General features: G+C 68.9%; 24 protein-coding genes. 16 read left to right on the plus strand and 8 right to left on the minus strand.

Features of this window, described 5'->3' with window-relative positions:
• Positions 1–20 precede the first annotated feature (20 nt).
• From AB3X08_RS11290 to AB3X08_RS11315, 6 genes are all read left to right on the plus strand, one after another.
• Positions 21–521, plus strand: coding sequence for a hypothetical protein (locus AB3X08_RS11290; protein WP_184409886.1), 501 nt, complete (start codon positions 21–23; stop codon positions 519–521).
• A complete protein-coding gene (locus AB3X08_RS11295) occupies positions 521–979 on the plus strand; it encodes an NUDIX hydrolase (RefSeq protein ID WP_369938342.1) in 459 nt (152 codons plus the stop codon). Before AB3X08_RS11290 ends, AB3X08_RS11295 begins: the two co-directional genes overlap by 1 nt.
• A complete protein-coding gene (mnmA, locus tag AB3X08_RS11300) occupies positions 976–2,115 on the plus strand; it encodes a tRNA 2-thiouridine(34) synthase MnmA (protein ID WP_369938343.1) in 1,140 nt (379 codons plus the stop codon). Before AB3X08_RS11295 ends, mnmA begins: the two co-directional genes overlap by 4 nt.
• Entirely contained in the window at positions 2,112–2,726 is a 615-nt protein-coding gene (hflD, locus tag AB3X08_RS11305) for a high frequency lysogenization protein HflD (protein WP_369938344.1), read from the plus strand. The genes mnmA and hflD overlap by 4 nt, the downstream gene beginning before the upstream one ends.
• Before the next feature lie 135 nt (positions 2,727–2,861).
• Positions 2,862–4,052, plus strand: a complete 1,191-nt coding sequence (locus tag AB3X08_RS11310; protein ID WP_369938346.1) for a methyl-accepting chemotaxis protein — start codon at positions 2,862–2,864, stop codon at positions 4,050–4,052.
• 128 nt (positions 4,053–4,180) lie between these two features.
• Complete coding sequence (locus tag AB3X08_RS11315) at positions 4,181–4,498, plus strand: hypothetical protein (RefSeq protein ID WP_369938348.1); 318 nt, start codon at positions 4,181–4,183, stop codon at positions 4,496–4,498.
• Positions 4,499–4,644: 146 nt separating this feature from the next.
• On the opposite strand, the gene AB3X08_RS11320 is transcribed toward AB3X08_RS11315, so the two are convergent.
• The 4 genes from AB3X08_RS11320 to AB3X08_RS11335 form a co-directional block, all read right to left on the minus strand.
• Positions 4,645–5,964 carry an AAA-associated domain-containing protein gene (locus AB3X08_RS11320; protein WP_369938349.1) on the minus strand — a complete coding sequence of 440 codons (1,320 nt, stop codon included), beginning with the start codon at positions 5,962–5,964 and terminating at the stop codon, positions 4,645–4,647.
• A 20-nt stretch (positions 5,965–5,984) separates the two neighbouring features.
• On the minus strand, positions 5,985–7,739 hold the full coding sequence (locus AB3X08_RS11325) for an ABC transporter permease (protein WP_369938351.1): 1,755 nt from the start codon (positions 7,737–7,739) through the stop codon (positions 5,985–5,987).
• Between the two features lie 114 nt (positions 7,740–7,853).
• Entirely contained in the window at positions 7,854–8,171 is a 318-nt protein-coding gene (locus tag AB3X08_RS11330; RefSeq protein WP_369938353.1) for a hypothetical protein, read from the minus strand.
• 300 nt (positions 8,172–8,471) lie between these two features.
• Positions 8,472–11,261 (minus strand): EAL and GGDEF domain-containing protein, encoded by a 2,790-nt coding sequence (locus AB3X08_RS11335; protein ID WP_369938354.1) that lies wholly within the window; start codon positions 11,259–11,261, stop codon positions 8,472–8,474.
• Positions 11,262–11,433: 172 nt separating this feature from the next.
• On the opposite strand from AB3X08_RS11335, the gene AB3X08_RS11340 reads away from it, so the two are divergent.
• On the plus strand, positions 11,434–13,533 hold the full coding sequence (locus AB3X08_RS11340; RefSeq protein WP_369938356.1) for a PAS domain S-box protein: 2,100 nt from the start codon (positions 11,434–11,436) through the stop codon (positions 13,531–13,533).
• Positions 13,534–13,538: 5 nt separating this feature from the next.
• Entirely contained in the window at positions 13,539–15,263 is a 1,725-nt protein-coding gene (locus AB3X08_RS11345) for an EAL domain-containing protein (protein WP_369938358.1), read from the plus strand.
• 136 nt (positions 15,264–15,399) lie between these two features.
• Here the strand turns inward: AB3X08_RS11345 and AB3X08_RS11350 are convergent, their stop codons facing one another.
• The 4 genes from AB3X08_RS11350 to flgA form a co-directional block, all read right to left on the minus strand.
• Positions 15,400–16,629, minus strand: a complete 1,230-nt coding sequence (locus AB3X08_RS11350) for an ATP-binding protein (RefSeq protein WP_369938359.1) — start codon at positions 16,627–16,629, stop codon at positions 15,400–15,402.
• A 104-nt stretch (positions 16,630–16,733) separates the two neighbouring features.
• Positions 16,734–17,078: a flagellar protein FlgN gene (locus AB3X08_RS11355; RefSeq protein ID WP_369938360.1), complete on the minus strand. Its 345-nt coding sequence runs from the start codon at positions 17,076–17,078 to the stop codon at positions 16,734–16,736.
• Complete coding sequence (gene flgM / locus AB3X08_RS11360; RefSeq protein WP_369938362.1) at positions 17,075–17,392, minus strand: flagellar biosynthesis anti-sigma factor FlgM; 318 nt, start codon at positions 17,390–17,392, stop codon at positions 17,075–17,077. The genes AB3X08_RS11355 and flgM overlap by 4 nt, the downstream gene beginning before the upstream one ends.
• 65 nt (positions 17,393–17,457) lie before the next feature.
• A complete protein-coding gene (gene flgA, locus AB3X08_RS11365; protein ID WP_369938518.1) occupies positions 17,458–18,102 on the minus strand; it encodes a flagellar basal body P-ring formation chaperone FlgA in 645 nt (214 codons plus the stop codon).
• A gap of 117 nt (positions 18,103–18,219) precedes the next feature.
• Between flgA and AB3X08_RS11370 the strand changes: the two genes are divergently transcribed.
• The 8 genes from AB3X08_RS11370 (at position 18,220) to flgH (ending at position 24,627) form a co-directional block, all read left to right on the plus strand.
• On the plus strand, positions 18,220–19,164 hold the full coding sequence (locus AB3X08_RS11370; RefSeq protein ID WP_369938363.1) for a chemotaxis protein: 945 nt from the start codon (positions 18,220–18,222) through the stop codon (positions 19,162–19,164).
• Positions 19,165–19,313: 149 nt separating this feature from the next.
• Positions 19,314–19,718: a flagellar basal body rod protein FlgB gene (gene flgB / locus AB3X08_RS11375; protein WP_369938365.1), complete on the plus strand. Its 405-nt coding sequence runs from the start codon at positions 19,314–19,316 to the stop codon at positions 19,716–19,718.
• Between the two features lie 2 nt (positions 19,719–19,720).
• Positions 19,721–20,128 (plus strand): flagellar basal body rod protein FlgC, encoded by a 408-nt coding sequence (gene flgC / locus AB3X08_RS11380; RefSeq protein ID WP_184409872.1) that lies wholly within the window; start codon positions 19,721–19,723, stop codon positions 20,126–20,128.
• Positions 20,129–20,166: 38 nt separating this feature from the next.
• The gene (locus AB3X08_RS11385) at positions 20,167–20,841 is read left to right on the plus strand and encodes a flagellar hook capping FlgD N-terminal domain-containing protein (RefSeq protein WP_369938367.1); all 675 of its coding nucleotides are present in this window, start codon (positions 20,167–20,169) and stop codon (positions 20,839–20,841) included.
• A gap of 25 nt (positions 20,842–20,866) precedes the next feature.
• Positions 20,867–22,090 (plus strand): flagellar hook protein FlgE, encoded by a 1,224-nt coding sequence (gene flgE, locus AB3X08_RS11390; protein ID WP_369938369.1) that lies wholly within the window; start codon positions 20,867–20,869, stop codon positions 22,088–22,090.
• Positions 22,091–22,239: 149 nt separating this feature from the next.
• The gene (locus AB3X08_RS11395) at positions 22,240–22,995 is read left to right on the plus strand and encodes a flagellar basal body rod protein FlgF (RefSeq protein ID WP_184409869.1); all 756 of its coding nucleotides are present in this window, start codon (positions 22,240–22,242) and stop codon (positions 22,993–22,995) included.
• A gap of 118 nt (positions 22,996–23,113) precedes the next feature.
• Positions 23,114–23,899 (plus strand): flagellar basal-body rod protein FlgG, encoded by a 786-nt coding sequence (flgG, locus tag AB3X08_RS11400; protein WP_184409868.1) that lies wholly within the window; start codon positions 23,114–23,116, stop codon positions 23,897–23,899.
• A 26-nt stretch (positions 23,900–23,925) separates the two neighbouring features.
• Positions 23,926–24,627, plus strand: coding sequence for a flagellar basal body L-ring protein FlgH (flgH, locus tag AB3X08_RS11405; protein WP_369932648.1), 702 nt, complete (start codon positions 23,926–23,928; stop codon positions 24,625–24,627).
• The last annotated feature ends 4 nt before the right edge of the window (positions 24,628–24,631 follow it).

Genomic DNA, 24,631 nt, shown 5'->3' on the forward strand with positions numbered 1-24,631 from the left:
CGCACAATTCGGCTTCTTTGATGGCGCAACGCATGCATTCGACGAATTTCCGCACGGCCGCCCTGCTCGCCGCGCTCCTGGCCGCCTCGCTGCCGGCGGCCGCCGCGCCGGACCAGGCGCTAGGCAAGCGCCTGAAGGCGATGGGCTACGACGTCCAGGCCGATGCCGACGGCGACTACCAGCTGTTGTTCGGACTGCGCGAGCAGGGCCGCGAGCGCCAGCAGCTGATCTACGTGCGCTCGCCGGTGGAGACCTTCGGCAGCTACCGGATCCGCGAGATCTGGTCGCCGGCCTACCAGGCCAAGGGCGACACCTTGCCCGCCGCGGTCGCCAACCGCCTGCTGGAAGACGCGCAGGCCGACATCCTCGGCGGCTGGGTGCGCCAGGGCGGCACCGCGGTGTTCGTGGTCAAGGTGGCCGCCGATGCCGACGACACCGCCTTGCGCGAGGCACTGGAAGCGGCGGCGCGCGGCGCCGATGCGATGGATGCCGAGCTCAACGCCGGCAAGGACGCGTTCTGATGGCGCTGCCCCCCGGTCCCTGGCAGCCCGACGTGACCGTGGCCACGGTGGTGGTCCGCGACGGTCGCCTGCTGCAGGTGGAAGAGTCCATCGCCGGCGCACTGGTGCTGAACCAGCCGGCCGGGCACCTGGAGCCGGACGAGAGCCTGCTGCAGGCGGCGCTGCGCGAGACATTGGAGGAAACCGGCTGGCAGGTGCGGCTGACCGCGTTCATCGGCGCCTACCAATGGAAGGCCGACAACGGCCGCCACTACCTGCGCTTCGCCTTCGCCGCCGAGCCGCTCGCGCACGACCCGCAGCGGCCGCTGGACGAAGGCATCGTGCGCGCCCTGTGGATGACCCCGGCCGAGCTGGAAGCCGCCGCGCCGCGCTGGCGCAGCCCGCTGGTGTGGCAGGTGGTCGCCGATTTCCTCGCCGGCAAGCGCTATCCGCTGGACCTGGTGCGGCAGCTGGCATGAACGGCGCGCGGATCATGGTCGGCGTGTCCGGCGGGGTCGATTCGTCGGTGGCCGCCTGGCAACTGGTGCAGCAAGGCGCCGGCGTGGCTGGCCTGTTCATGCAGAACTGGGCCGACGACGGCAGCGGCGACTGCCGCGCCGAGGACGACCGCCGCGACGCGGTGGCGGTGTGCGGCCTGCTCGGCATGCCGTTCCACTTCCGCGATTTCTCCCAGGAATACTGGCAAGGCGTGTTCGCCCACTTCCTGGCCGAATACGCCGCCGGGCGCACGCCGAACCCGGACGTGCTGTGCAACCGCGAGGTCAAGTTCAAGCATTTCCTGGACGCGGCGCGCGAACTCGGCGCCGAGCGCATCGCCACCGGCCACTACGCCCGGGTGGCCTTCGCCGACGGCCGCTGGCGGCTGTTGCGAGGGGTGGACCGCAACAAGGACCAGAGCTACTTCCTGCACCAACTCGGCCAGACGCAGTTGGCCGCGACCCTGTTCCCGGTCGGCGAGCTGCCCAAGGAGCAGGTGCGGCGCATCGCCCGCGAGGCCGGCCTGCCGACCCACGCGAAGAAGGACTCCACTGGCATCTGCTTCATCGGCGAGCGCGACTTCCGCGAGTTCCTCGGCCGCTACCTGCCGGCCCGGCGCGGCGAAATCCGCGACCCGCAGGAACAGGTCGTGGCCGAGCACCCCGGGGTGTTCTATTTCACCCTGGGCCAGCGCGAGGGTCTGAACATCGGCGGCGTGCGCGGCCGCGCGGCGGCGCCCTGGTACGTGGTCGGCAAGGACGTGGCGCGCAACGTGCTGTACGTGGACCAGGATCGCGACAGTCCGCATCTGATGTCCACGCAGTTGCAGTCCGAAGCCGCGCACTGGATCGCCGGGTCGGCGCCGGCGCGGCGCTTCGACTGCACCGCGCAGACCCGTTACCGCCAGGCCGACGAGCCGTGCACGGTCGAGGTGGCCGACGACGGCACCCTGGCAGTGCGCTTCGCCCGCCCGCAGCGCGCCGTGACCCCCGGCCAGTCGCTGGTGCTGTACCAGGGCGACGAATGCCTGGGCGGCGCCGTGATCGCCACCACCGATGCCCCGCTGCAGCGCCGCCTGGCGCAGCGCACCGATCTACATGAGGAAACCACCCGATGACCGATTCCATGGACGCGCGCGTGCTGGCGCTGGCCGGCGTCGCCCAGGCCCTGCAGCAGGTCCGGCGCATCGCCGAGACCGGGCAGTCCGAGGCGTCGCTGGTGCGGACCCTGCTGGACAGCGTGTTCCGCACCGACGCCGACACGCCGGAGGCGGTGTATGGCCGGGTCGGCGACGTCGCGCCCGGGTTGCGCCTGCTGCACAACTATTTCCGCAACCAGGGCCAGGACGAGGCGCTGCCGCGGCTGGCGCTGGCGGTGCTGCAACTGGAGCGGCGCTTCATCCGCGACACCGAGACCGGCGCCAAGGTCAGCGCCGGCATCGCCAGGATCGCGCCGAAGCTGGCCGAGCACGGCGACAGCGCGCATCCGGAGGTGATCGGCGCGCTCGGCCAGCTGTATGCCGACACCATCAGCCACCTGCGTCCGCGGGTGATGGTACAGGGCAACCCGCATTACCTGGGTCAGGCCGGGGTGGTGGCGGAGATCCGCGCGCTGCTGCTGGCCGCGGTGCGCTCGGCGGTGCTGTGGCGGCAGATGGGCGGCAGCCTGTGGGATTTCCTGCTGGCCAAGCGACGCATGATCGACGCGGTGGACCGCGCGTTGGGCTGAACGCGGCGCCGGTGGCGCCGGCCAGGGTTCGATGCAGCGCACGTTTCGCCGCGCGGACGCGATCGGCGCCACACGGCCGCTAAAGACCGAGGGGGTACGGCCGATACAGCAATCGTGAATCTGCCGAGAACGTCCATGTACTCACGCCTCCTGATCCGTCTGGCCGCCCCGCTCGCCCTGACGTTGCTGTTCCCCATCGCCGCCGGTTTCGACTGGCCGGCCCCGGTCCGTTGGGCCATCCTCACCACGATGACGTTGAGTTGGCTGGGCTTCGCCGCCTGGACAGCCTATAGCCAGAGCCGGCGTTCGCCGGAGCAGTCCAAGATCATGCGCGAGCAGGATCAGCTGCTGACCGAATTGCGCAGCTTCGTCGGCAACGAGATCGAAGGCTCGCGCAGCGAGATCGAACGGGCCCGCGAACTGATCCGCCAGGCGGTCAGCGGCCTGGGCGGCAGCTTCGAGGCGATGAACCGCAAGTCGCGGCAGCAGAGCGTGGCGCTGGCCCGGATCGTGGATCGCGCCGGCGAAGACGGCGGCGCCGGGGTCGACGTGGCCCGCTTCGCCCAGCATGCCAGCCAGCGCATGGAGCAATTGGTCGAGGCGCTGGAACAGGTCAGCGGCCAGAGCAGCGCCACGGTGCATTACATCGACGACATGTCGCAGCACCTGGACGGCATCTTCGCCCTGCTGGAAGACGTCAAGTCGATCGCCGACCAGACCAATCTGCTGGCGCTGAACGCGGCGATCGAAGCGGCGCGTGCCGGCGAGGCGGGCCGCGGCTTCGCGGTGGTCGCCGACGAGGTGCGCAACCTGTCCGAACGCTCGACCACCTTCAACGAGCAGATCCGCAAGCTGGCGCACAGCTCCAAGGACGCCATCGCCAAGGTCCGCGAGACGGTGTCGCACATGGCCTCGCGCGACATGGACCGCTCCCGCGAGGCGCGCGCCGAGGCCGCGTCGATGCTGGACAACGTGGCGGCGATCAACAATTCGCTGGGCGAAGGCATGCGCGAGATCTCCGAGTGCGGCCGCTCCATCGACAGCAGCGTCGCCGAAGCGGTGCGCGCCCTGCAGTTCGAGGACATCGCGACCCAGGCCCTGGGCGGGGTGCATACCCACCTGGACCGCCTGACCGCGATCAACCGCGAGGCCGTGGCCCTGCAGGAACTGCTGCATCGCAACGGCGGCGTGTTCGACAGCGAGTTGGTCGACGCGCTGCAACGGGTCGGCACCCGCCTGCGCGAGATGCGCGTGGAATGGGAGCGTCCGCCGCACAAGCCGGTGGCGCAGCAGAGCATGGGCGCCGGCACCGTCGAGTTGTTCTGACCGATACCGCGTGCAGCCTGCCGCACCATGAAGCGACCAGTCCCCGGCCCTGTCCGGGGCTTGTCGTGTCTGCCCTCCTCCGACCGTGCGAGCCGATGCCTTTTCAGTCCCAGTCCCGAGTCGCGGCCATGTCCTGCGACGACCTGAGCGCCGAGCACAGCGCCCTGCCCGCGAACCCGCGCCCGGCACCGGTCGCGGCCGCCAATGCCACGCCCGTGACGGCGCGGCGGCAGCCGGGCAGCGCACTGCGGCAGCTGGAAATGCTGGCGCAGGAAGAACTGCGGCAGATGCTGGGCGGGCGTGGCCCGGTGGCGCAGAGCGAACGCATCGCCGATCCGATCTGGGCCGGTCTGGCCTGGGACATGGGGCTTAGCGGGGCCGCCATCGCCGCGGCCGGCACGCCGCAGGCGCTGCCTGGGTACGCGGTGCTCGTCGACAACGACTGAGCCGATCTGGGCGGCATCGCCGCACCGGCGCGATAGCGCAATCTCCTGTAGGAGCGGCTTCAGCCGCGACAGACGGTAACGCGCGTCGCGGCTGAAGCCGCTCCTACAAGCGGCGCTCTCACCTCTGCATCGAAAAACGCAGCGCGCTAGCTGGGATTCTCCAACGAGAACAGGTCGGCCTGCTTGTCGTAGGCGAAGTACTCGGCGTAGCGCGCCCAGCTGATCACCGCCTGCACGGTTTCGGCCGCATAGTCCTCGGACATGTGGTCTTCCAGCTCGTCGCGGAAACGCCGCGCCGGCGCATGGTGGGTCGGGCGTTCGTCGAGCACGCGGCGAATGTGCGCGGCCAGCGGCACGTAGGTGGCCAGGTGCTGGGCGAACATCTGCTTGCGCGCGTCGGTACCGAGTTCGGCGAAGCGCTGCCCGGCCGGGGTCAGCTGCAGGTCGCCCTGCTCGAATACCGCGAAGCGCAGCAACTGCAGGGTCTCGGCGATCGGGAACAGTTCGTCCACCTCCAGCTGCAGGCTGGCGGCCAGCGGCGGCAGGTCGGCGCGGCCGTGGTACGGCTCGGCCGCCACCGCCTCGACCAGGCCGGCCAGCAGGTTGCTCGACACCCGCGGCAGCACCATGGCGATGCCGCTGCCGGGGAACACGCCTTCGCGCGCCTGCGTCCGCTGCGGGCTGGCGGTCATGCGCGCGTAGATGTCGTCGACCAGGGCGCGGAACGCCGGCGCCAGCCGATTGCGCGGCTGCGGCAGGGTGACCTGGATCTCGCCGATCACCCGGCCCGGGTTTGCCCCGAAGATCACGATGCGGTCGCACATCAGCACCGCCTCCTCGATGTTGTGGGTGACCATCAGGATCGACTCGATCGGCATGCGCCCCTCCGACCACAGGTCGAGCAGGTCGGTGCGCAGGGTTTCGGCGGTCAGCACGTCCAGCGCCGAGAACGGCTCGTCCATCAACAGCAGTTTCGGCCGCACCACCAGGGCGCGGGCCAGGCCCACGCGCTGGCGCATGCCGCCGGACAATTCCTTCGGATAGGCGCCCTCGTAGCCGTCCAGGCCGATCAGGTCGATCGCCGCCAACGCGCGCCGCCGGCGTTCGTCGGCGGCCACGCCACGCGCCTCCAGGCCCACCTCCACGTTCTGCAGCACGGTCAGCCACGGGAACAGCGCGAAGCTCTGGAACACCATCGCGATGTCGTCGATCGCCTGGGCCGGCGTGGCGTCGCGGAACACGATGCTGCCGGCGCTGGGCTGCAACAGCCCGGCGATGGCGCGCAACAGCGTGGACTTGCCGGAGCCGGAGCGTCCGAGCAGGCCGACGATCTGGCCCGAATGCAAGGTCAGGTCGACATCGTCCAACACCACCAGCGGCGTCGCCCCGCCCTTGTCGTAGCTCTTGCGCACGCCGTGCACGCGGACCAGCGGGGAGCGCTCGGGTGCGCTTGCGGAAAAGGTCATGGTCGCAATCTCCAGAAGGGTCAGTCGAAGCGCAGGCGGCGTTCGGCGAAGGCGTACAGGCGCCGCCACACCGCGCGGTTGAACACGGTCACGAACAGCGACATCACCGCCACCCCGAGCAGCACCCGCGCGCCATCGCCGGCGGCGGTGGCGCGGGCGATGTAGGAGCCCAGGCCGTAGGCCTGTACCTGGGTGTCGCCCCAGCTGGCGAGTTCGGCGACGATGCTGGCGTTCCAGGAGCCGCCGGACGCGGTCAGCGCGCCGGTGATGTAGTACGGGAAGATGCCCGGCAGGATCACCCGCCGCCACCAGGTCCACGAGCGCAGCCGGTAGACCGTGGCCGCCTCGCGCAGGTCGGTGGGAAACGCGCTGGCGCCGGCGATCACGTTGAACAGGATGTACCACTGCGTGCCCAGGATCATCAGCGGCGACAGCCAGATGTTCGGACTGGCGCCGGTGGCGACGATCGCCAGCACCGCGAACGGGAACAGCACGTTGGCCGGGAACGCGGCCAGGAACTGCGCCAGCGGCTGCACCCGCTGCGCCACCTTCGGGCGCAATCCGATCCACACCCCGATCGGCACCCACACCACGCTGGCCAGCGCGATCAGCACCACCACCCGCAGCAGCGTGGCCAGACCGCCGCCGAAGGCCTCGGCCAGGTCGTGCAGGCGCAGGTGCTGGCGGCCGTAATCGAACGCGAACCAGGCCGCGGCCAGTCCCGCGATGGCCAGCGCCGCGGTCCATAGCCGATCGCCCCAGACGTTGCCGCTGGCGTCGTGCACGGAGGCCGCCGCCGGACGCGGGCGGCGCGGCGCCCAGCGCAGCAGCAAGGTGCGCTGCCAGACCCAGGCCAGCGGCGCGACCAGGCGCTTGGCCAGGCGGGTGCGCCGCAGCAGGTCGTACAGCCACGACTGCGGCTTGTCCTGCGAGGCGGTGAGTTCGGCGCGGAACTTGTCCGACCAGGCGACGATGGGGCGGAACAGCAACTGGTCGTACAGCGCGATCAACACGCCCATCGCCAGCACCGCCCAGCCGACCGCGCCGAAATTGCGCTGCGCGATCGCCAACGCCAGGTAGGAGCCGATGCCGGGCAATTCCAACGTGTGGTCGCCGACCGTGATCGCCTCGGAGGCGACCACGAAGAACCAGCCGCCGGACATCGACATCATCATGTTCCAGATCAGCGCCGGCGTCGCGTACGGCGCTTCCAGCCGCCAGAAGCGCTGCCACGACGTCAGGCCGAAACCGCGCGTGACCTCGTCCAGATCGCGCGGCACGTTGCGCAGCGACTGGTAGAACGAGTACGCCATGTTCCAGGCCTGGCTGGTGAAGATGGCGAAGATCGAGGCCAGCTCGGCGCCGATCTGGCGGCCGGGAAACAGGCCCAGGAAGAAGGTCACGGTGAAGGTCAGGAAGCCCAGCACCGGCACCGACTGCAGGATGTCCAGCGCCGGCACGATCAGCCGCTCGGCGCGGCGACTCTTGGCCGCCAGGGTCGCCACCACGAAGGTGAACACCAAAGAGGCGGCCATCGCCGCGAACATGCGCAAGGTGGTGCGCAGGCCGTATTCGGGAAGCTGGCGCAGATCCAGCGAGACCGCTTCGGTGCCCGGTGGCGGCAGCGGCGCGCGCATGTCGGCGGCGCCGTGCAGCAGCAGCGCTCCCAGCCCAAGCAGCAGCGCGAACACCGCCAGATCGTGGAAATTGGGCAGCACACCGGGGCGTGCGGCGACAGTGCCGGGCGCGTTGCGGTCGCGGGGGAATAGCACCATGGGAAGGTTCCGGCAGGACGGCGGCGCCAGCTGCGCCGCACGGGTTGGGAAGAAAACGAAGGAAGAGGGGTAGGACGACCGCTCAGTGTGGCAAGCGAATATGCAAGCCAGGCGTCAGCCGCCGCTGCGCCGCGTTCGTAGGATGCGGCGCGAGGCCGCCAGGCCGATGCCGGTCGCGGCGTCGATCGCAGTCGGCGCGCAGGCATCGACCAGGGCCGCGGCGCATTGGCGACGGCCCACGTCCAGCCAGATCGGTTCCGCCGAGCGCGCGGGCGGCAGGCACCCAGTTCGCGCGCGCTTGCGTGCAGCGCAGATCGAGCGGCTGCGGCAGCATGCGCGAGCGCCGATCACGCACCGGCGCCGCCACGCGCGCGCGCGCACGACCGGCAGCGCCGACACGGCGCATGGCGACAACAACGACGAATGCTGCATGGGCGGCTCCGGAATACGGAAACGCCAGGGGCCACGCTCGGGGTCCTCGCGGATCGGGCTTGCGTACTGCGGGAGGTTGCTGCCGGCGCCGGTGCGGCGCTGGCGAACGATCCCGTCCTGAGCGGACGGGACCCATCTGGGACGAACCCAGACCTTGACGGTCCTGTCAGCTCGACAGCTGCAGCGTCGGTCTAGGATGACTGTCCAAGGAAGTGGCCTCTGGCCGGGAACGATGGGCGCGAAGTATAGCCAGCAACTGCAGCACCGCAACAGCGCCCGCCTGCTGCCGGCGAGCCGCATTCACTGACCAGCAAGCACCAGCCGCGGCAGCGTCGCCGGCGTCTCGGCCTGGCGCGCCCGCAGCCAGGAGGCGAGCTCGCGCGGCGGCAGCGGCCGCGAGTGCAGATAGCCCTGGATCTCGTCGCAGCCCTGCTCGCGCAGCAGCGCCTCCTCCTGGGCCGTCTCCACGCCCTCGGCCACCACCTGCATGCCCAGCGCATGGCCGAGTTGCACGATCGCCTGGGTGACCTTGGCGGTCCCGCTGTCGATGAGCATGTCCTGCACGAAGCTGCGGTCGATCTTCAGTCGCTGCACCGGGAAGCGGTTGAGGTAATGCAGGTTGGAGAAGCCGGTGCCGAAGTCGTCCACCGCCAGCAGCACCCCTTCCTGTTCGAACAGTTCGAAGCAGCGGCGCAGCGATTCGGTGTCGCGGATCAGCGCCGATTCGGTCAGTTCCAGTTCCAGCCGCCTGGGCGACCAGCCGTTGCGCTGGCACAGCTCGATCACCCGCTCGGCGAAGCCGCGGTCGCGCAGCTGCATCGCCGAGACGTTGACCGACACGCGGTCGAAGCTCAGCCCCGCCGCATCCCAGGCCGCGGCCTGGCGGCAGGCCTCGTTGATCACCCAGTCGCCCAGGCGCACGATCTCGCCGCATTCCTCGGCGATGGGAATGAACTCGGCCGGGTTGCAATGGCCGTGGCCGGGGCGGTGCCATCGCAGCAGCGCCTCGACCGCCGGCGCGCGTTCGCCGGCCGCGTGCACCAGCGGCTGGTACACCAGCGAGAACTCCTCGCGGTCCAGCGCACCGTGCAGCGCATGTTCGATCTCCAGCCGCCGCTGCGCGCGCAGCAGCACGTCCTGGCTGTAGTAGTGGCAGGTGTTGCGGCCGGATTCCTTGGCCGCGTACATCGCCGCATCGGCGGCGCGCAGCAGGCTGTCGAAGTCCTGGCGCCCCTCCTCCATCAAGGCGATGCCGATGCTGGCGCCGATCTTGATCACGTTCTCGCCGTTGTGCAGCGGCTCGGCCAGCGCCGCGATCAGCTTGCGCGCCACATGCCCGGCGTCGCCGGGTTCGGCCAGGTCGCGCAACACCACCACGAACTCGTCGCCGCTGAAGCGGCCGAACAGGTCGCTGGTGCGCAGCTGCTGGTGCATGCGCGTGGCCGCCAGTTTCAGCAGCGCATCGCCGGTGGCATGGCCGAAGGAATCGTTGATGCTCTTGAACCCGTCCAGGTCGACGAACAGCATCGCCAGGGTGCTGCCGCGCTCCACCGCGTCGTGCATCGCGGCTTCCGCCTGCTCGCGCAGCAGTTGCCGGTTCGGCAGCCCGGTCAGCAGGTCGTAGTGGGCCAGCAGCTCGATCCGCTCGCTGGCCTCGCGTTCGCGGCTGATGTCGCGGAACAGCACCACGAAGCGCGGCGGCAGGCCGTCGCGGTCGTCAAGCTCGATCAGCACCTGCACCCACACCCGGTGTCCGGAGGGCCGGTGGAAGCACAGGTCCAGTTGCTCGGGCAGGCCGCCGTGGGCGATCCGCGCCAGCGCCGTTTCGAACGCGTCGCGCGAATCCAGGGTGTACAGCGCCAGCGCCTGGTCCAGGTCGATGGTTTCCTTGCGCAGGCCGTGGATGCGGTAGCACTCCTCGGTCCATTGCATGCGCCGGGTGCCGACCTCGATCTCGCAGCCGCCGATCTTGCCCAGCGCTGAGACGCGGTTGAGCAGTTCGGTGCGCCAGCGGATCAGTGCGTCGGTCTGGCGCTGCTCGGTGATGTTCTGCACCTGGCCGAGCACGCGCTGAAAGCCGCCGTCCGCTTCCAGCTGCGGCTGCGCCCACACCCGCAGGTGCAGCGGCGCCTCGCTGCCGCGCACCAGCTCGACCTCGAAATTGGCCTGCTTGCCGTCGCGCTGCATGCGCCGCCAGGTGGAGATCACCTGCGCCGCCGACTCGCGACTGAGCAGGCGCAGCCAGCCGCGGCTGCTCGGCATCTGCTCCTCGCTCAGGCCGGTCACGCGCAGGAACTCGCGCGACCACCAGATCCGGTTCTGCAGCGGATCCCACGACCAGCTGCCCATGCTGGTCATGCGTTGCGCCTCGCGCAGCAGGGTCTGCTGGTCGCGCAGGCGCTGCTCAAGCAGCTTCTGTTCGTGGATGTCGGTATGCGTGCCGACCATGCGCAGCGGGCTGCCGTCGGCGGTACGGGCGACGATGCGGCCGCGGTCCAGGATCCAGCGCCACTGGCCGTCCTGCTGGCGCAGCCTGAATTCGCACACGTAGGTCGCGGTGCGGCCCTCGAAATGGGCGCGGATCGCCTCGCGCAGGCGGGCCTGGTCCTCGCTGTGCACCAGCGGCAGCAGCGCGTTGAGTCCATAGTCCGGCGCGGCGCCCTCGTAGCCGAGCATCTGCTTCCAGCGCTCGGAACGGAAGATCCGGTCGCTGGGGATGTCCCAGTCCCACAGGCCGTGTTCGGCGCTGTCCAGGGCGATTTCCCAGCGCGTGGCGCCGTCGCTGCCGACCGGCTCGGGCACGCTCAGGGTATAGGCCAGCAGCGCGCCGGCGTCGTCGCGCACTGCGCGCAGCCACCCGTCCAGGCGCCGCCCGGCGGTGCCGGGCAGCGCGCAGGCGAGCATGCTCTCGCCGTTGAGCAGGCGCTCGCGCACGTCGCGCATCAGCTCGGCATAGGCTTCCACCGTCCGCGGCAGCTCCAACGCCTGCGCGGCCCGGTTCGCGGCCAGCGGCCGCCCTTCGGCGTCCAACAGGACCACGGCCGAGGTGAGCGGATGCTGCAGCAAGCTTGCGATGACGCCTTGATCCACGCCGAGGTGCTCCGTTTCTGCCGCGCTGGTGCTGGCGGACGAAGGTGATAACGGCACCCTGCGGCATTAATTGAGCGCCCGGCCGGCCCCGGCGCCGGCCGCGCTGGGCCGCAATGGCCGCTTGCCGGTAAGATGGCGGCGGACGAATACCGCCGCATCGGGCTGTCGGGGCATGCAACCACAACGCGATCTCTCCCCGACCTCCCCGTCCTCGGGCATGCGTCTGGCGCAGCGGCTGGACCGGGGAATCTGGCGGACCGCGCTGCTGTACCTGCTGGTCGGCCTGATCTGGTCGCTGGGCAGCGACCTGCTGCTGGTTCGCTTCGTGGCCGATACGCGGACGCTGGCCGTGCTGCAACTGGTCAACGACGCGGTGTTCCTGCTGGTGACCGCCATCGCCCTGTATTGCCTGCTGCGCCCGCTGGTCCGCGGCGCGATGCAGGTGCATGCGCAGCTGGAGCTGTCCGAGGCCGGCTACCGGCAGATGTTCCAGGCCAATCCCAGCCCGATGCTGGTCTACGACCCGGAAACGCTGCGGGTCGTGGACGTCAATCCGGCGGCGATCGCCTTTTTCGGCTGGCCGCACGACAGCTTCGTCGGCCTGGAACTGGGCCGGCTCTGGCCGCCGAGCGCGGCCGAGCGCATGGGCCAGGTGATCCAGGCGATCCGCGACACGCCATCCAAGGTCTGCGTGGTGGCCGAGCCGTTGCGGCTGCGCGACGGCAGCCTGCGCATGGCCGAGGCGCGCAGCACCGGCCTGGACTACCGCGGCCGCGCAGCGCGGCTGGTGGTGATCAGCGACCGCAGCGCCGAGCACGAGGCGCAGCAGCGCCGCGACCAGGCGCTGCTGCGGCTGGAAGAGGCGCAGGCGATCGCCCGCCTCGGCTCCTGGCAACTGGATCCGGCCAGCGGCCTGGGCCACTACTCCGACCAGGTCTACCGGATGCTCGGCCGGCGCGCGCCGGAACAGCCGCGCCAGCATCGCCTGGAAGAGCTGCTGGTGCCCTCCGACCTGGCCTCGCAGGCGCGCATCCAGCGCATGCTCGAGGACCTGTGCGGTCCCGCGCCGGTGCAGCTGGACATGCTGCTGCCGGTGCTGGCCGCCGACGGCCAGGCGCGCATGCTGCACCTGCGCGCCGAATCGGCCAGCGACGACGAAGGCGCGGCCTGCGTGCGCGGTACCCTGCAGGACGTGACCGAACACGAGCGCTCGCGGCGCCTGCTGCACGAGCGCGAGGAGCAGTTCCGCGAACTGGTGCGGGTGCTGCCCGACGGGGTGGCGATCCTGCACCAGGAACATGTGCTGTACGCCAACGCCGCCTGCGCCGGACAGTTCGGCTACGACGGCGAGAACCTGCTCGGCGAACCCCTGCAGGGCCTGGTCCACCCCAGCGATCTGCAGCAGGTGCGCGAGCAGATGCGCGATGCCGGCGACAAGGGCGAGCGCGGCGCCGCCGCGCGCATGCGCCGCCGCGACGGTTCGCTGTTCCACGCCGGGCTGTCGTTCGGCAAGGTGCGTTACAGCGGCCGCGACTGCAAGCTGCTGATCGTGCGCGACCTCAGCGAACCCGAGCGCATGCGCGACGCACTGGCGCTGAGCAACCGCGAGTTGCAGGCAATGGCGCGACGGCTGTTCTCGCTGCAGGAAGACGAGCGCCGCGCGATCTCGCGCGACCTGCACGACGACATCGGCCAGGCGATCACGGCGATGAAGCTGTCCGCGCACGCCGCGCTGGACGAGGCCGATGCCGAGCGCCGCCGCGAAGACCTCGACGAGATCGTGCAGCTGGCCGACAGCAGCATCACCAAGCTGCGCAACCTGTCCACCCTGCTGCGCCCTCCGCAACTGGACGCGCTCGGCCTGGAAGCGGCGCTGCGCTGGCAGGCCGGCATGCTGTTCCGCGCCTCGCCGGTGCGCCTGCAGCTGGAGATCGCCACCCTGCCCGCGCGGCCCAGCGGCGAGGTCGAGCAGGCCTGCTTCCGCATCGCCCAGGAAAGCCTGACCAACGTGCTGCGCCACGCCTGCGCCGGCGAGGTGCGCATGGCGCTCAGCGACGAGCAGCACCGCCAGCTGCGCCTGGAGGTGGTCGACGACGGCGACGGCTTCGATCCGGCCGGACCGCGCGGACTGGGCCTGATCGTGATGCGCGAGCGCGCACAGAGCGCAGGCGGTACCCTGCAGATCGACACCGCACCCGGTGCCGGCACGCGGGTGACGCTGTGCCTGCCCTACACGACGGCGGCGACGCCGACGCACCCACCAGGACCTTAGAAACGATGTGGAATCCCGCTGTCCCCGTGTCGCCAGACGACGAACTTCCGTCGCGCCTGGGCGCGGGCCACCCCGCGCTGACCGGGATGATCGCCGAGTCGCTGGCCGGCGGGCCGGGGGTGATGCTGCTGCACATCGACATCGACCATTTCGCCTCGATCAACGAGAACATGAGCGCGGAAGTGGGCGACCACGCGCTGGCGCTGCTGGCGCAGCGGCTGCAGGCGCACCTGCGCGGGCGCGGCCTGCTGTGGCGCCACGGCAGCGACGAGCTGGTCATGGCGGTGCCGCGTACCGCCGACGTGCCGCCGCCGGAGGCCTTCGCCGAAGAGATCCGGCAGCAGATCGAACTGCCGCTGTCGGTGCTGCCGTACACCTTGTTCATGACCGGCAAGATCGGCGTGAGCCTGTGCCCGGAACACTCCGCGCGGCTGTCCACGCTGCTCGACTACGCCGAGGACGCGGTCTACCAGGCCGCGCGCGAAGGCGGCAACATGGTGCGCCTGTACGCGGCCGACGGCCCGCCCAGCGCGCACAGCGAGAGCATCATCTCGCGGCAGATCGTCGATGCGATCCCCAACGGCGAATTGCGCCTGCGCTACCAGCCGATGGTCAGCGCCCGCGACGGCCGCGTGGTCGGCATGGAATCGCTGCTGCGCTGGCAGTCGCCGACGCTGGGCATCCTGGTGCCGGAACGGTTCATGCGTACCGCCGAGCGGCTGGGCGTGATCGTGCAGATCGGCACCTGGGTGATGGAAGGCGCGCTGCGCCAGGCGCGGCTGTGGCGCGATCAGGGCTTCGACGACTTCACCATCGCGGTCAACGTCTCCACCCTGCAGCTGCTGCGCCCGACCTTCTTCAACGAAGTGATGTCGGCGCTGCAGGCGGCCGGCGTGCCGCCGCAGATGATGGTGCTGGAGATCAACGAAAGCGCGCTGACCAACAACGTCAACTTCGTCCACGAGACCCTGGCCAACCTGTGCCGCGAAGGCATCAGCCTGAGCCTGGACAACTTCGGCACCGGCGATTCCAGCCTCAGCGCGCTGGTGCGCTATCCGGTGGACAAGCTGAAGATCGACCGCAGCTTCATCAAGAGCGCGCCGGCCGGCAACCGCGAGGCGGCGATCGCCCGCGCGATCATCGCCATGGGCCACCAGCTGGGCATGGTGGTGATCGCCAACGGCGTCGAATCGCAGGCGCAGCTGGGTTTCCTGCGCCGCAACGACTGCGACATCTTCCAGGGATATCTGTTCGGCGAGCCGATGTCGGCCGAGGCCGCGGGCATGGCGCTGCGGCGCCGCTACCTGCGCCCGGAATCGTTCACCGAGACCCGCCCGGACCGCACCTTGCTGCTGCTCGACGACGAGGAGAACGTGCTGCGCTCGCTGGTGCGCCTGTTCCGCCGCGACGGCTACCGGATCCTGGCCGCCGGCAACGTGCGCGACGCCTTCGACCTGCTCGCCACCAACGACGTGCAGGTGATCCTGTCCGACCAGCGCATGTCCGACATGAGCGGCACCGAGTTCCTGGGCCGGGTGAAGATGCTCTACCCCGACACCATCCGCCTCGTGCTGTCCGGCTACACCGACCTGGCCACGGTCACCGACGCGATCAACCGCGGCGCGATCTACCGCTTCCTGACCAAACCCTGGAACGACGACGAACTGCGCGAACACATCCGCCAGGCGTTCCGCACGCACGACGAACAGCGGCGGGATGCGGGGCCCTGAGGGGCTGGGATTCGGGATTCGGCATTGGGGATTCGTAAAAGCGCGGTGTCGGCATTTCATTGACACGCACGGACCGGATCAGCAAACGCAAAACCGCTTTTGCCAATCCCCAATCCCCAATCCCGAATCCCTGCCGTTATTTCGGCTGCCTCACCGGAATCACGATCCGGAAGCTGGAGCCCTCGCCGACGGTGCTGGTCACGTCGATGCGGCCGTGGTGCTTGTTGATGATGCCGTAGGAGATCGACAGGCCCAGGCCGGTGCCGCTGCCGACCGGCTTGGTGGTGAAGAACGGATCGAAGATGCGCTGCAGCAGATCCGCCGGAATGCCGGCGCCGGAATCCTTGAACTCGATCCAGACCTCCTCGCCGTCCTGACCGGTGCTGACCACGATGGTGCCGCGCTCACCGATCGCCTGGCCGGCGTTGAGCAGCAGGTTCATGTACACCTGGTTGAGCTCGGACGGCAGGCACTCGACCAGCGGCAGGTTGCCGTAGTGGCGGTCCAGGGTGACCTTGTACTTGAGCTCGTTCCAGATGATGTTGATCGTGGACTCGAGTCCGGAATGCAGGTCCACCAGCTTCCACGATTCCTCGCGGCCGGAGTACGAGAAATCCTTGAGGTCGCGCACGATGCGCGTCACCCGCTCGATGCCCTCGCGCGATTCGGCCATCAGCTGCGGCAGGTCGCGGCTGATGAAGTCGATGTCGAAACGGTTGCGGATGTCGTCGATTTCCGGGATCAGCGCCTTCGGATCCGGCGCGCGCAAGGCGCGTTCGTAGGCTTCGATCAGGGTGAACAGGCTGCGCAGGTACTCCTGCAGGCTGCCCAGGTTGGAATGCACGTAGCCGATCGGGTTGTTGATCTCGTGCGCGACGCCGGCGGCGAGCTGGCCGATCGAGGCCATCTTCTCGGACTGCAGCAGCTTTTCCTGCGCGCCGTTGAGGCGCAGATAGGCCTGACGCAACTCGGCATGGCGTTGCTGCAGTTCCTGTTCGTAGTCCTGCTGGCCTTCGATGCCCTGGATCAGCACCAGATAGTGGCTATCGTCGCCGTCGGCATGGAAATACAGATGCGCCAGCACCACGTGTTCATCGGTCGGCAGGCTGCCGCTCCAGCGGCCGGTGCTGCGCGCCTGCGACAGCGCATCGCTGGGCAGCCACTGCGCCAGGCGTTCGCCCAGGGCGCGGTCGTCGAAGACCTCGGCATTGCACAGGTGGCCGCGGGCGGCACGGTTGGCCAGCAGCAGGCGGCCGTCGGCGCGGAACAGCAACAGGCCTTCGTCGATCAGCTCGCTCAGCGCGAGCAGGCTCCTGCGCGAAGGCAACGGCACCGGATCGGTGTAATCGGGATCGGCAAAATTCACGAATGGCAACGGGTAACGAGCGGACGCTCAATATACGCCGATGGCATCGCCAGATGCGTGGATGCCGGCGTGAAGCCGGCATGCGCTGAGGCGATGGGCGTTGCTCAGGCGATCGCCAGCGGGCGGCTCATCCGCAACGTGCTGGACTGGCCGTTGGCATCGTAGGACGAGGCGCTCTCGCTGCGGCCCAGGTGCCGCAGCGCCCAGTTGACTTCGCGCCGCCGCCGCGACAACAACGCGCCGTTGGCGCGGTTGGCGTCGGCCAGCTCGCGCAGCAACGACTCGGCCTCGGCACCGGCCGGCACGTTGGCCTCCAGCGCCCGCAGCGCGGCCAGCTTGTCGCCGGTCGCCTGCATCAGGCCTTCCACGTTGTGATCCAACAGGGCCTGCCGTTCGCCGGCGAGCGCGTCGCTGAGCTGTTGCAAGGGGTTGGTCACGGTCGTGTTCATGCGCTGAGCTGCTGATCCAGGTCCAGCATGCGGCTGGCGATGACGTCGGGGTTGATCTTGTAACTGCCGCTCTGCAGCGCGCTGCGCACAGACTCGACGCGGTTGCTGTCCACCGCCGGCGCCGCCGCCAGTTCGCGCTGCAGGCTTTGCAGCCCGGACGCTTCGCCGGTCAGGCGCAGGCTGTCGGTCGCGGCCGTGGCGCCCACCGCATTCGCCTTGCCGTCCTCGGACGCGCCGGAGGCGGCCTTGGTGTTGACGGTCGAAGTGCGAAGGGTGGCCTGGGTGGGCGAGTTCCCTTCAATTTTCTGGCTCATGACGAAATCCTGCTACGGGTTCGGTGTAGGTAACGGCCCTACACCGACGAACTTTAGGCCCGATCTCAACGCGTCACAAAAACGTCGCCATTCTGTGACACAGTTCCCTGAACGACGCGGCGTGACGACAGGTTCTCGACGGTCACCCGCTCGTTCTCGCCGCCGTCGCTGAGCGCGCGACCGGCCATCCGCACTTCCAGCGCCCCGTTGCGCGCCACCAGCGCCACATTGTCGCCGCGCCGCACCAGCCGCTGCGCGACCAGATCGCTGGCCGACAGCAAGGTGCCGGCCGGCAAGGTCCGCCGCACCACTCTGCCGATCGCCGCGGCCGGATCGGTCATTGCCGCCCCGACGATCCGCGCCGCGTCGCGTTTCTCGATGACCATATCGGCGGCATCGACGGTTTCTCCAGCGGCCAGGCCGCGGGCCAGCACCAGCACGTTCTGCAGGCGGCGTACCTTGACCGGCACGAACAGGCGCCAGCCGGCCTCGCGCGGGCAACTCACTTCCACCGTCGTGGTCCCGGTCGGCTGCGCCTGCAACCCCACCGGGCACAACGGCACGCGCACGGATGGGTCCAGCGTCGCCTCGGCTTCGGCATCGGCGCCGAGCGTGGACAGCGCCGCGGCGCGGATCGACTCCACCGACTGGAATTCCGCGGCCCAGGCCGGCAGCGCCGCCAGCAGGACCACTAACAGGATCAGGCGCATGGCCGTCTCTCTAATGAAGGGTGTCGGCAAGGCAATGCAAAGCCCATGCCGCAATTCGCGCTCCGGCGGCGACAGCCCGGCCTCAAGTTCCGCCGCGCAGGCGCCGATATGAACCCCATGTCTCATGACCTGCTCAACCGAATCGACCAGCGCACCCGCTTGGCGGGCCACAACCGGCTTGCCCTGCTGCTGTTCCGGCTGGGCGGCCGTCAGCTTTTTGGCGTGAACGTCTTCAAGGTGCAGGAAGTGCTGCGCCGGCCGGAGCTGTTCCAGGTGCCGGGGCTGCCACTGCAATTCTCCGGGGTCGCCGATGTGCGCGGCCGTTCGGTGCCGGTGCTCGATCTGGGCCTGGCGATCGGCCATCCGGAACGCGAGACGCAGGCCGACAAGGCGCCCGGCTATCTGGTGGTCACCGAGTTCAACCGCTCGGTGCAGGGCTTCCTGGTCAGCGGCGTGGAGCGCATCGTCAACATCGCGGTGGAGGACATCCATCCGCCGCCGGAACTGGGCGCCGAATCCAGCTACCTGACCGCGGTGACCCGCTTTCAGGGCGAGCTGATCCAGGTCATCGACGTGGAAAGCGTGCTGGCCGACATCGCCCAGAACCGGACCGACGCGCAGATCGACCCGGCACTGGCGCTCACCGGCTCTCAGCTGCAGGTACTGGTGGTGGACGACTCGCGCGTGGCGCGGCAACAGATCCGCAGCGTGCTCGACCAGCTCGGGGTCGGCGCCACCCTGCTGTCCGACGGCCGCCAGGCTTTGGACCATCTCTTGCAGATCCATGCCGCGGGCGAGAATCCGGCCGAGCGCTACGCGATGGTTATCTCCGACATCGAGATGCCGGCGATGGACGGCTATACGCTGACGACGGAAATCCGGCGCCACGCCGGCCTGGCCAGCCTGTACGTGCTGCTGCACACCTCGCTGTCGGGGGTGTTCAACAACGCCATGGTCGAGCGCGTCGGCGCCAACGCCTTCGTCGCCAAGTACAGCCCGCACGAACTGGCCGATTACGTGCTGGCGCGGCTGCGGGTGGTCGCCGAGGCCCAGGCCGCCTAGCGTTTCGCGGCCCCGGCGCGACGCCGGGCGCCCAGCAACATCCTCCGCCGCCACGGGGGAGGCCGCCTTCCCGCCCACGCACGGCGCCCAAGGCGCGGTTTTGGCACAGGCCTTGCCTGTCTCCCTGCAACGAACCGCGGGAGCGCGCCATGCCCAATCTGATTTCATCCTACCTAGGTGTCCACGGCGACGCCCTGCCGCTGCGCGAGCAACGGATGAAGCTGATCGCCAGCAACCTCAGCAATGTCGACACGCCCGGCTACAAGGCGCAGGACCTGGATTTCGATGCGGCAATGCGCGCCGCGCAGGGCCAGCGCGACGGCAGCCAGCTGCAGGTCACCGACAGCCGCCACATCGCGGTCGGCGGCAGCGGCAACGGGCTCAATCCGTTCCAGGTCACCCGCGAAGCCAACCAGCCCAGCCTCGACGGCAATACCGTCGATGCCGACACCGAACGCGCCGCCTACGGCCGCGCCGCGCTGGAATACCGCGCTTCGCTGAGCTTCGTCGAATCCAAGGTGCGCAGCATGCTCACCGCGATCACAGGCCAATAAGCATGAGCAATCTGCCGATTTTCGACGTCGCCGGCTCCGCGCTGCAAGCGCAGTCGGTACGCCTGAGCACCATCGCCAGCAACCTGGCCAACGCCGATTCGGTGGCCGGGTCGGCCGAAGCGGCCTACAAGCCGATCGAGCCGATCTTCCAGGCGGTGCGCAACCCGCACGACAGCAGCCTGACCGCGGTCAACGTCAAGGAAATCACCCAGAGCAAGGATCCGCCGATCAAGCGCTACGAGCCCGGCCATCCGCTCGCCGACACCGACGGCTACGTCTACTCGCCGGACGTGGATCCGGTGTCGCAGATGGTCAACCTGATCTCCGCCTCGCGCAACTACCAGGCAGGCGTGGAAGTCCTCAACACCGCCAAGGAACTGGCGTTGGCCACCTTGTCCATGGGCCGCTGAGCCCTCCCTCCCGCCGCCTAACGGCCTAGGACGTACCGATGAGCACCGTTTCCAGCGACATCTATTCAAGCCTCGGCTTGACCGCTTCCAGCAGCAGCACCAGCACCACCAACAAATCGTCGTCGCTGAATCAGGCCGATTTCCTGAAGCTGATGACCGAGCAGTTGCAGCACCAGGATCCGCTCAAACCGATGGACAACAGCCAGATGGTCTCGCAGATGGCGCAGCTGTCCACCGTGCAGGGCATCGGCGACCTCAACAAGACCGTGACCTCGCTGTCCGAGTCGATGAGCACCGATCAGGTCCTGCGCGGCGCCCAGCTGGTCGGGCACAAGGTGCTGGTGCCGTCGGCGACGTTGCCGCTGTACAGCGAGGGCGGCGCCAGCGGCGTGGTCGCCGCGCCCAGCGCCGGCATCGTCAACCTCACCGTCAGCGACGCCAACGGCAACGCGGTCAAGCAGATCAGCGTCAGCGCCAGCAAGGCCGGCGAAGTCAATTTCGACTGGGACGGCACCAACAGCGCCGGCGCCCGCATGCCGGCCGGCAGCTATACCGTCACCGCCACGCATACCGACAGCAGCGGCACCAACAGCACCCTGTCCACCTACGTCCAGGCCCCGGTCGAGAGCGCCACCATCGGCTCGGACGGCATCTACCTCGATCTGACCGGGCTGGGCACCGCCCCGCTCGCCAACGTGCTCCGCGTCAGCTGAGCCGGCCAATCCACAGGAGTCCATCATGGGTTTCAATACTTCGCTGTCCGGCATCAAAGCGGCCAATTCCGACCTCAACGTCACCGCCAACAACATCGCCAACGTCAACACCACCGGCTTCAAGGAGTCGCGTGCCGAATTCGCCGACCTGTTCTCCGCCACCGGCTACGGCCTGGCGCGCAACGCGATCGGCGCCGGCGTGCGGGTCAGCAATGTCGCCCAGCAGTTCTCGCAGGGCAACGTCGACCCGACCGGGCGCAACCTGGACCTGGCGATCTCCGGCGACGGCTTCTTCACCCTGACCAACAACGGCGCCAAGGTCTATTCGCGCGCCGGCAACTTCCAGACCGACGAGAACGGCTACGTGGTCAACCCGCAGGGCGCCCGGCTGCAGGTGTTCCCGCCGGCGGCCAACGGCAACGGCTTCGCGGTCGGCACCCTGAGCGACCTGCAGCTGCTGACCACCGACAGCTCGCCCAAGCAGAGCGACACGGTGAACCTGATGTTCACCCTGCCTGGCAACGCCAGCGTGCCGACCGTGACCACCTTCGATCCGGCCGACGCCAACAGCTACAACCACTCCACCGGCGGCATCACCGTCTACGATTCGCTGGGCGTCAGCCACACCCAGACCTCGTATTTCGTCAAGACCGCCAACCCCAACGAGTGGCAGGTGCACAACTATGTCGACGGCACCGCGGTCGGCACCCCGAGCACGATCCAGTTCGACGGCAACGGCAAGCTCACCACGCCGTCCGACGGCCGCATCGCGCTGAGCACCTTCACCCCCAGCACCGGCGCAGGCACCCTCAACCTGACCCTGGACATCAGCGGCTCGACCCAGTACGGCGAGGCGTTCGCATTGCGCGACGCGCGCCAGGACGGCTACGCCAGCGGCAAGCTCAACTCGATCAGCATCGACGCCAGCGGCGTGGTCTACGCACGCTACTCCAACAACGCCGACAAGGCGCTGGGCCAGGTGGCGATGACCAACTTCGTCAATCCGCAGGGGCTGAGTTCGCTCGGCGACAACGTGTGGGCGGAAAGCTCGGCCTCGGGCAATGCGCGCACCGGTGCGCCGGGAACCTCGGATTTCGGCAGCGTCCAGTCCGGCGCGCTCGAGGCCTCGACCGTGGACCTCACCGAACAGCTGGTCAACATGATCGTCGCGCAGCGCAACTTCCAGGCCAACTCGCAGATGATCTCGACCCAGGATCAGGTCACGCAGACCATCATCAATATCCGTTAAGGCCGGGATTGGTGATTCGGGATTGGTGATTCGTCACGGCTGGCATTCCGTCGATCGGAAGCCAGCCTTGCACGCCACCCCTGATCGTTTGCGGCACTCCCGCTTGTTCGAATCCCGAATCCCCTCATCCCGAATCACGGCTCACATCCATGGACAAAGCACTCTACGTCGCCATGACCGGCGCCCGCGCTTCGCTGCAGGCGCAGGGCACGGTGTCGCACAATCTGGCCAACGTCGATACCGCCGGCTTCAAGGCGGCGCTGGCCAATACCGAGGCGTTCCGCATCAAGGGCGCCGGCTATCCGTCGCGGATCGATGCGCTGCACATCGACCAGGGTTTCAATCGCGATGTCGGCGCGCAGCAGGTGACCGGCAACGCGCTGGACATCTCGCTCAGCGCCGACAACTGGCTGGCGGTGCAGGCCAGCGACGGCAAGGAGGCGTACACGCGCGGCGGCGAACTGGCGTTGACCCCGAACGGCCAGCTGGTCACCTCCAGCGGCCGTGCGGTGCTCGACGACCAGGGCAATCCGATGGCGATCCCGCCGCACCAGTCGCTGGAGATCGGCGAGGACGGCTCGGTGTCGATCGTGCCGCTGGGCGAAGGCCCGCAGGCGATGACCGTGGTCGGCAAGATGAAGGTGGTGCAGGCCCCGGCCGAACGCCTGGAACGCCGCCCCGACGGGCTGATGCGCAACATCAGCGACGATCCGACCCAGGCCTTCGCCCTGGCCACCGGCACCGCGGTCCACACCGGCGCGCTGGAAGGCAGCAACGTCGATGCGGCCGGCGCGCTGGTGCAGATGATCCAGCTGCAGCGCCAGTTCGAAATGCAGGTGAAGGTGATCAAGCACGGCGACGAGAACGCGCAGTCGGCCAACACCATGCTGCGCCTGAACGGCTAAGCCCGCCACGGGCGCCGCGCCGCTGCCGACGAAAAGCCGGCGCATTTGTGGCACGGCACATGCATCAGTCCCCCTGCCCCTCGCGGATCTCGGGGGCCACCATCAGAGGAATCGGGTCATGAATCAGGCTTTGTGGGTCGCCAAGACCGGACTGGATGCGCAGCAGACGCGCATGTCGGTCGTGTCCAACAACCTGGCCAACACCAACACCACCGGCTTCAAGCGCGATCGCGCCAGCTTCGAGGACCTGCTGTACCAACAGGTGCGTCAGCCTGGTGGCGCGACCTCGGCGCAGACGCAGCTGCCTTCGGGCCTGCAGCTGGGCACCGGCGTGCGCGTGGTGTCCACCTCGAAGGATTTCGAGCAGGGCAATCCGCAGCAGACCGGTCGCGCGCTGGACGTGATGGTCAATGGCCGCGGCTTCTTCGAAGTGCAGATGCCCGACGGCACCTCGGCCTATACCCGCGACGGCAGCTTCCAGATCAACTCGCAGGGCGAACTGGTCACCAATAGCGGCTATCCGGTGCAGCCCGGCATCCAGGTTCCGGAAGGCGCGCAGTCGCTGACCATCGGCACCGACGGCACGGTCAGCGTGCAGGTCGCCGGCACCGCCGCGGCGCTGGAGATCGGTTCGTTGACGCTGACCGACTTCATCAACCCCTCCGGCCTGCAGGCCAAGGGCGGCAACCTGTACGCGGAAACCGCCGCCTCCGGCCCGGCGCAGAACGGCACGCCCGGCCTCAATGGCCTCGGCACCACCGTGCAGGCCTCGCTGGAAGGCAGCAACGTCAATGTGGTCGAGGAGCTGGTCAGCATGATCGAGACCCAGCGCGCCTACGAAATGAACGCCAAGGCGATCTCCACCACCGATTCGATGCTCGGCTATCTGAACAACAACGTCTGATCCCGACACTTTTTCTGGAAACCGCCATGTCGCGCTCCTCCTCTCTTTCCCTCATCGCTGCGCTGGTCCTGCCCGCGCTGCTCAGTGGCTGCGCCGGGCTGGGCATCGCCGCCGGCGACGTGCGCCCGTATGCGCCGATGGCGCCGATCGTGCCGGTGGTGGCACAGCCCGCGCAGCCCAGCGCCGGCGCGATCTATGCCGCCGGCCCGAGCCTGTCGCTGTATTCGGACCGGCGCGCGCGCGACGTCGGCGACCTGCTGACCATCACCCTGGTCGAAAGCACCAACGCCAGCTCCACCGCCAATACCAGCATCACCAAGAAGGACGCGGTGACCATGGCCACGCCGACCCTGCTCGGCGCACCGTTGACGGTCAACGGCGTCAACGTGCTGAACAATTCCACCAGCGGCGACCGCAGCTTCGCCGGCAAGGGCAACACCGCACAGAGCAACACCATGCAGGGCAGCATCACCGTGACCGTGATGCAGCGCCTGCCCAACGGCAACCTGGTGATCCAGGGGCAGAAGAATCTGCGCCTGAACCAGGGCGACGAACTGGTGCAGGTGCAAGGCATCGTGCGCGCCGCCGACATCGGTTCGGACAACACCGTTCCTTCCAGCAAGGTCGCCGACGCGCGCATCGCCTACGGCGGCCGCGGCGCCGTCGCCCAATCCAACGCGATGGGCTGGCTGAGCCGCTTCTTCAACTCGCGCATCTCGCCGTACTGAGGCC

This window comes from Xanthomonas sp. DAR 34887, assembly GCF_041245805.1.
GTDB classification, from domain to species: domain Bacteria; phylum Pseudomonadota; class Gammaproteobacteria; order Xanthomonadales; family Xanthomonadaceae; genus Xanthomonas_A; species Xanthomonas_A tesorieronis.

Excerpts from the sequence above, each read along its gene's own strand:
- AB3X08_RS11310 (WP_369938346.1), top strand. The coding sequence starts at position 2,862 with ATGTACTCACGCCTCCTGATCCGTCTGGCCGCCCCGCTCGCCCTGACG.
- AB3X08_RS11385 (WP_369938367.1), top strand. The coding sequence starts at position 20,167 with ATGAGCACCGTTTCCAGCGACATCTATTCAAGCCTCGGCTTGACCGCT.
- flgB (WP_369938365.1), top strand. The coding sequence starts at position 19,314 with ATGCCCAATCTGATTTCATCCTACCTAGGTGTCCACGGCGACGCCCTG.
- AB3X08_RS11340 (WP_369938356.1), top strand. The coding sequence starts at position 11,434 with ATGCAACCACAACGCGATCTCTCCCCGACCTCCCCGTCCTCGGGCATG.
- AB3X08_RS11290 (WP_184409886.1), top strand. The coding sequence starts at position 21 with ATGGCGCAACGCATGCATTCGACGAATTTCCGCACGGCCGCCCTGCTC.
- AB3X08_RS11295 (WP_369938342.1), top strand. The coding sequence starts at position 521 with ATGGCGCTGCCCCCCGGTCCCTGGCAGCCCGACGTGACCGTGGCCACG.
- flgM (WP_369938362.1), bottom strand. The coding sequence starts at position 17,392 with ATGAGCCAGAAAATTGAAGGGAACTCGCCCACCCAGGCCACCCTTCGC.
- AB3X08_RS11325 (WP_369938351.1), bottom strand. The coding sequence starts at position 7,739 with ATGGTGCTATTCCCCCGCGACCGCAACGCGCCCGGCACTGTCGCCGCA.
- flgG (WP_184409868.1), top strand. The coding sequence starts at position 23,114 with ATGAATCAGGCTTTGTGGGTCGCCAAGACCGGACTGGATGCGCAGCAG.
- flgA (WP_369938518.1), bottom strand. The coding sequence starts at position 18,102 with ATGCGCCTGATCCTGTTAGTGGTCCTGCTGGCGGCGCTGCCGGCCTGG.
- flgC (WP_184409872.1), top strand. The coding sequence starts at position 19,721 with ATGAGCAATCTGCCGATTTTCGACGTCGCCGGCTCCGCGCTGCAAGCG.
- AB3X08_RS11330 (WP_369938353.1), bottom strand. The coding sequence starts at position 8,171 with ATGCAGCATTCGTCGTTGTTGTCGCCATGCGCCGTGTCGGCGCTGCCG.
- mnmA (WP_369938343.1), top strand. The coding sequence starts at position 976 with ATGAACGGCGCGCGGATCATGGTCGGCGTGTCCGGCGGGGTCGATTCG.
- AB3X08_RS11395 (WP_184409869.1), top strand. The coding sequence starts at position 22,240 with ATGGACAAAGCACTCTACGTCGCCATGACCGGCGCCCGCGCTTCGCTG.
- AB3X08_RS11370 (WP_369938363.1), top strand. The coding sequence starts at position 18,220 with ATGTCTCATGACCTGCTCAACCGAATCGACCAGCGCACCCGCTTGGCG.
- AB3X08_RS11345 (WP_369938358.1), top strand. The coding sequence starts at position 13,539 with ATGTGGAATCCCGCTGTCCCCGTGTCGCCAGACGACGAACTTCCGTCG.
- flgE (WP_369938369.1), top strand. The coding sequence starts at position 20,867 with ATGGGTTTCAATACTTCGCTGTCCGGCATCAAAGCGGCCAATTCCGAC.
- AB3X08_RS11315 (WP_369938348.1), top strand. The coding sequence starts at position 4,181 with ATGTCCTGCGACGACCTGAGCGCCGAGCACAGCGCCCTGCCCGCGAAC.
- AB3X08_RS11355 (WP_369938360.1), bottom strand. The coding sequence starts at position 17,078 with ATGAACACGACCGTGACCAACCCCTTGCAACAGCTCAGCGACGCGCTC.
- flgH (WP_369932648.1), top strand. The coding sequence starts at position 23,926 with ATGTCGCGCTCCTCCTCTCTTTCCCTCATCGCTGCGCTGGTCCTGCCC.
- hflD (WP_369938344.1), top strand. The coding sequence starts at position 2,112 with ATGACCGATTCCATGGACGCGCGCGTGCTGGCGCTGGCCGGCGTCGCC.
- AB3X08_RS11320 (WP_369938349.1), bottom strand. The coding sequence starts at position 5,964 with ATGACCTTTTCCGCAAGCGCACCCGAGCGCTCCCCGCTGGTCCGCGTG.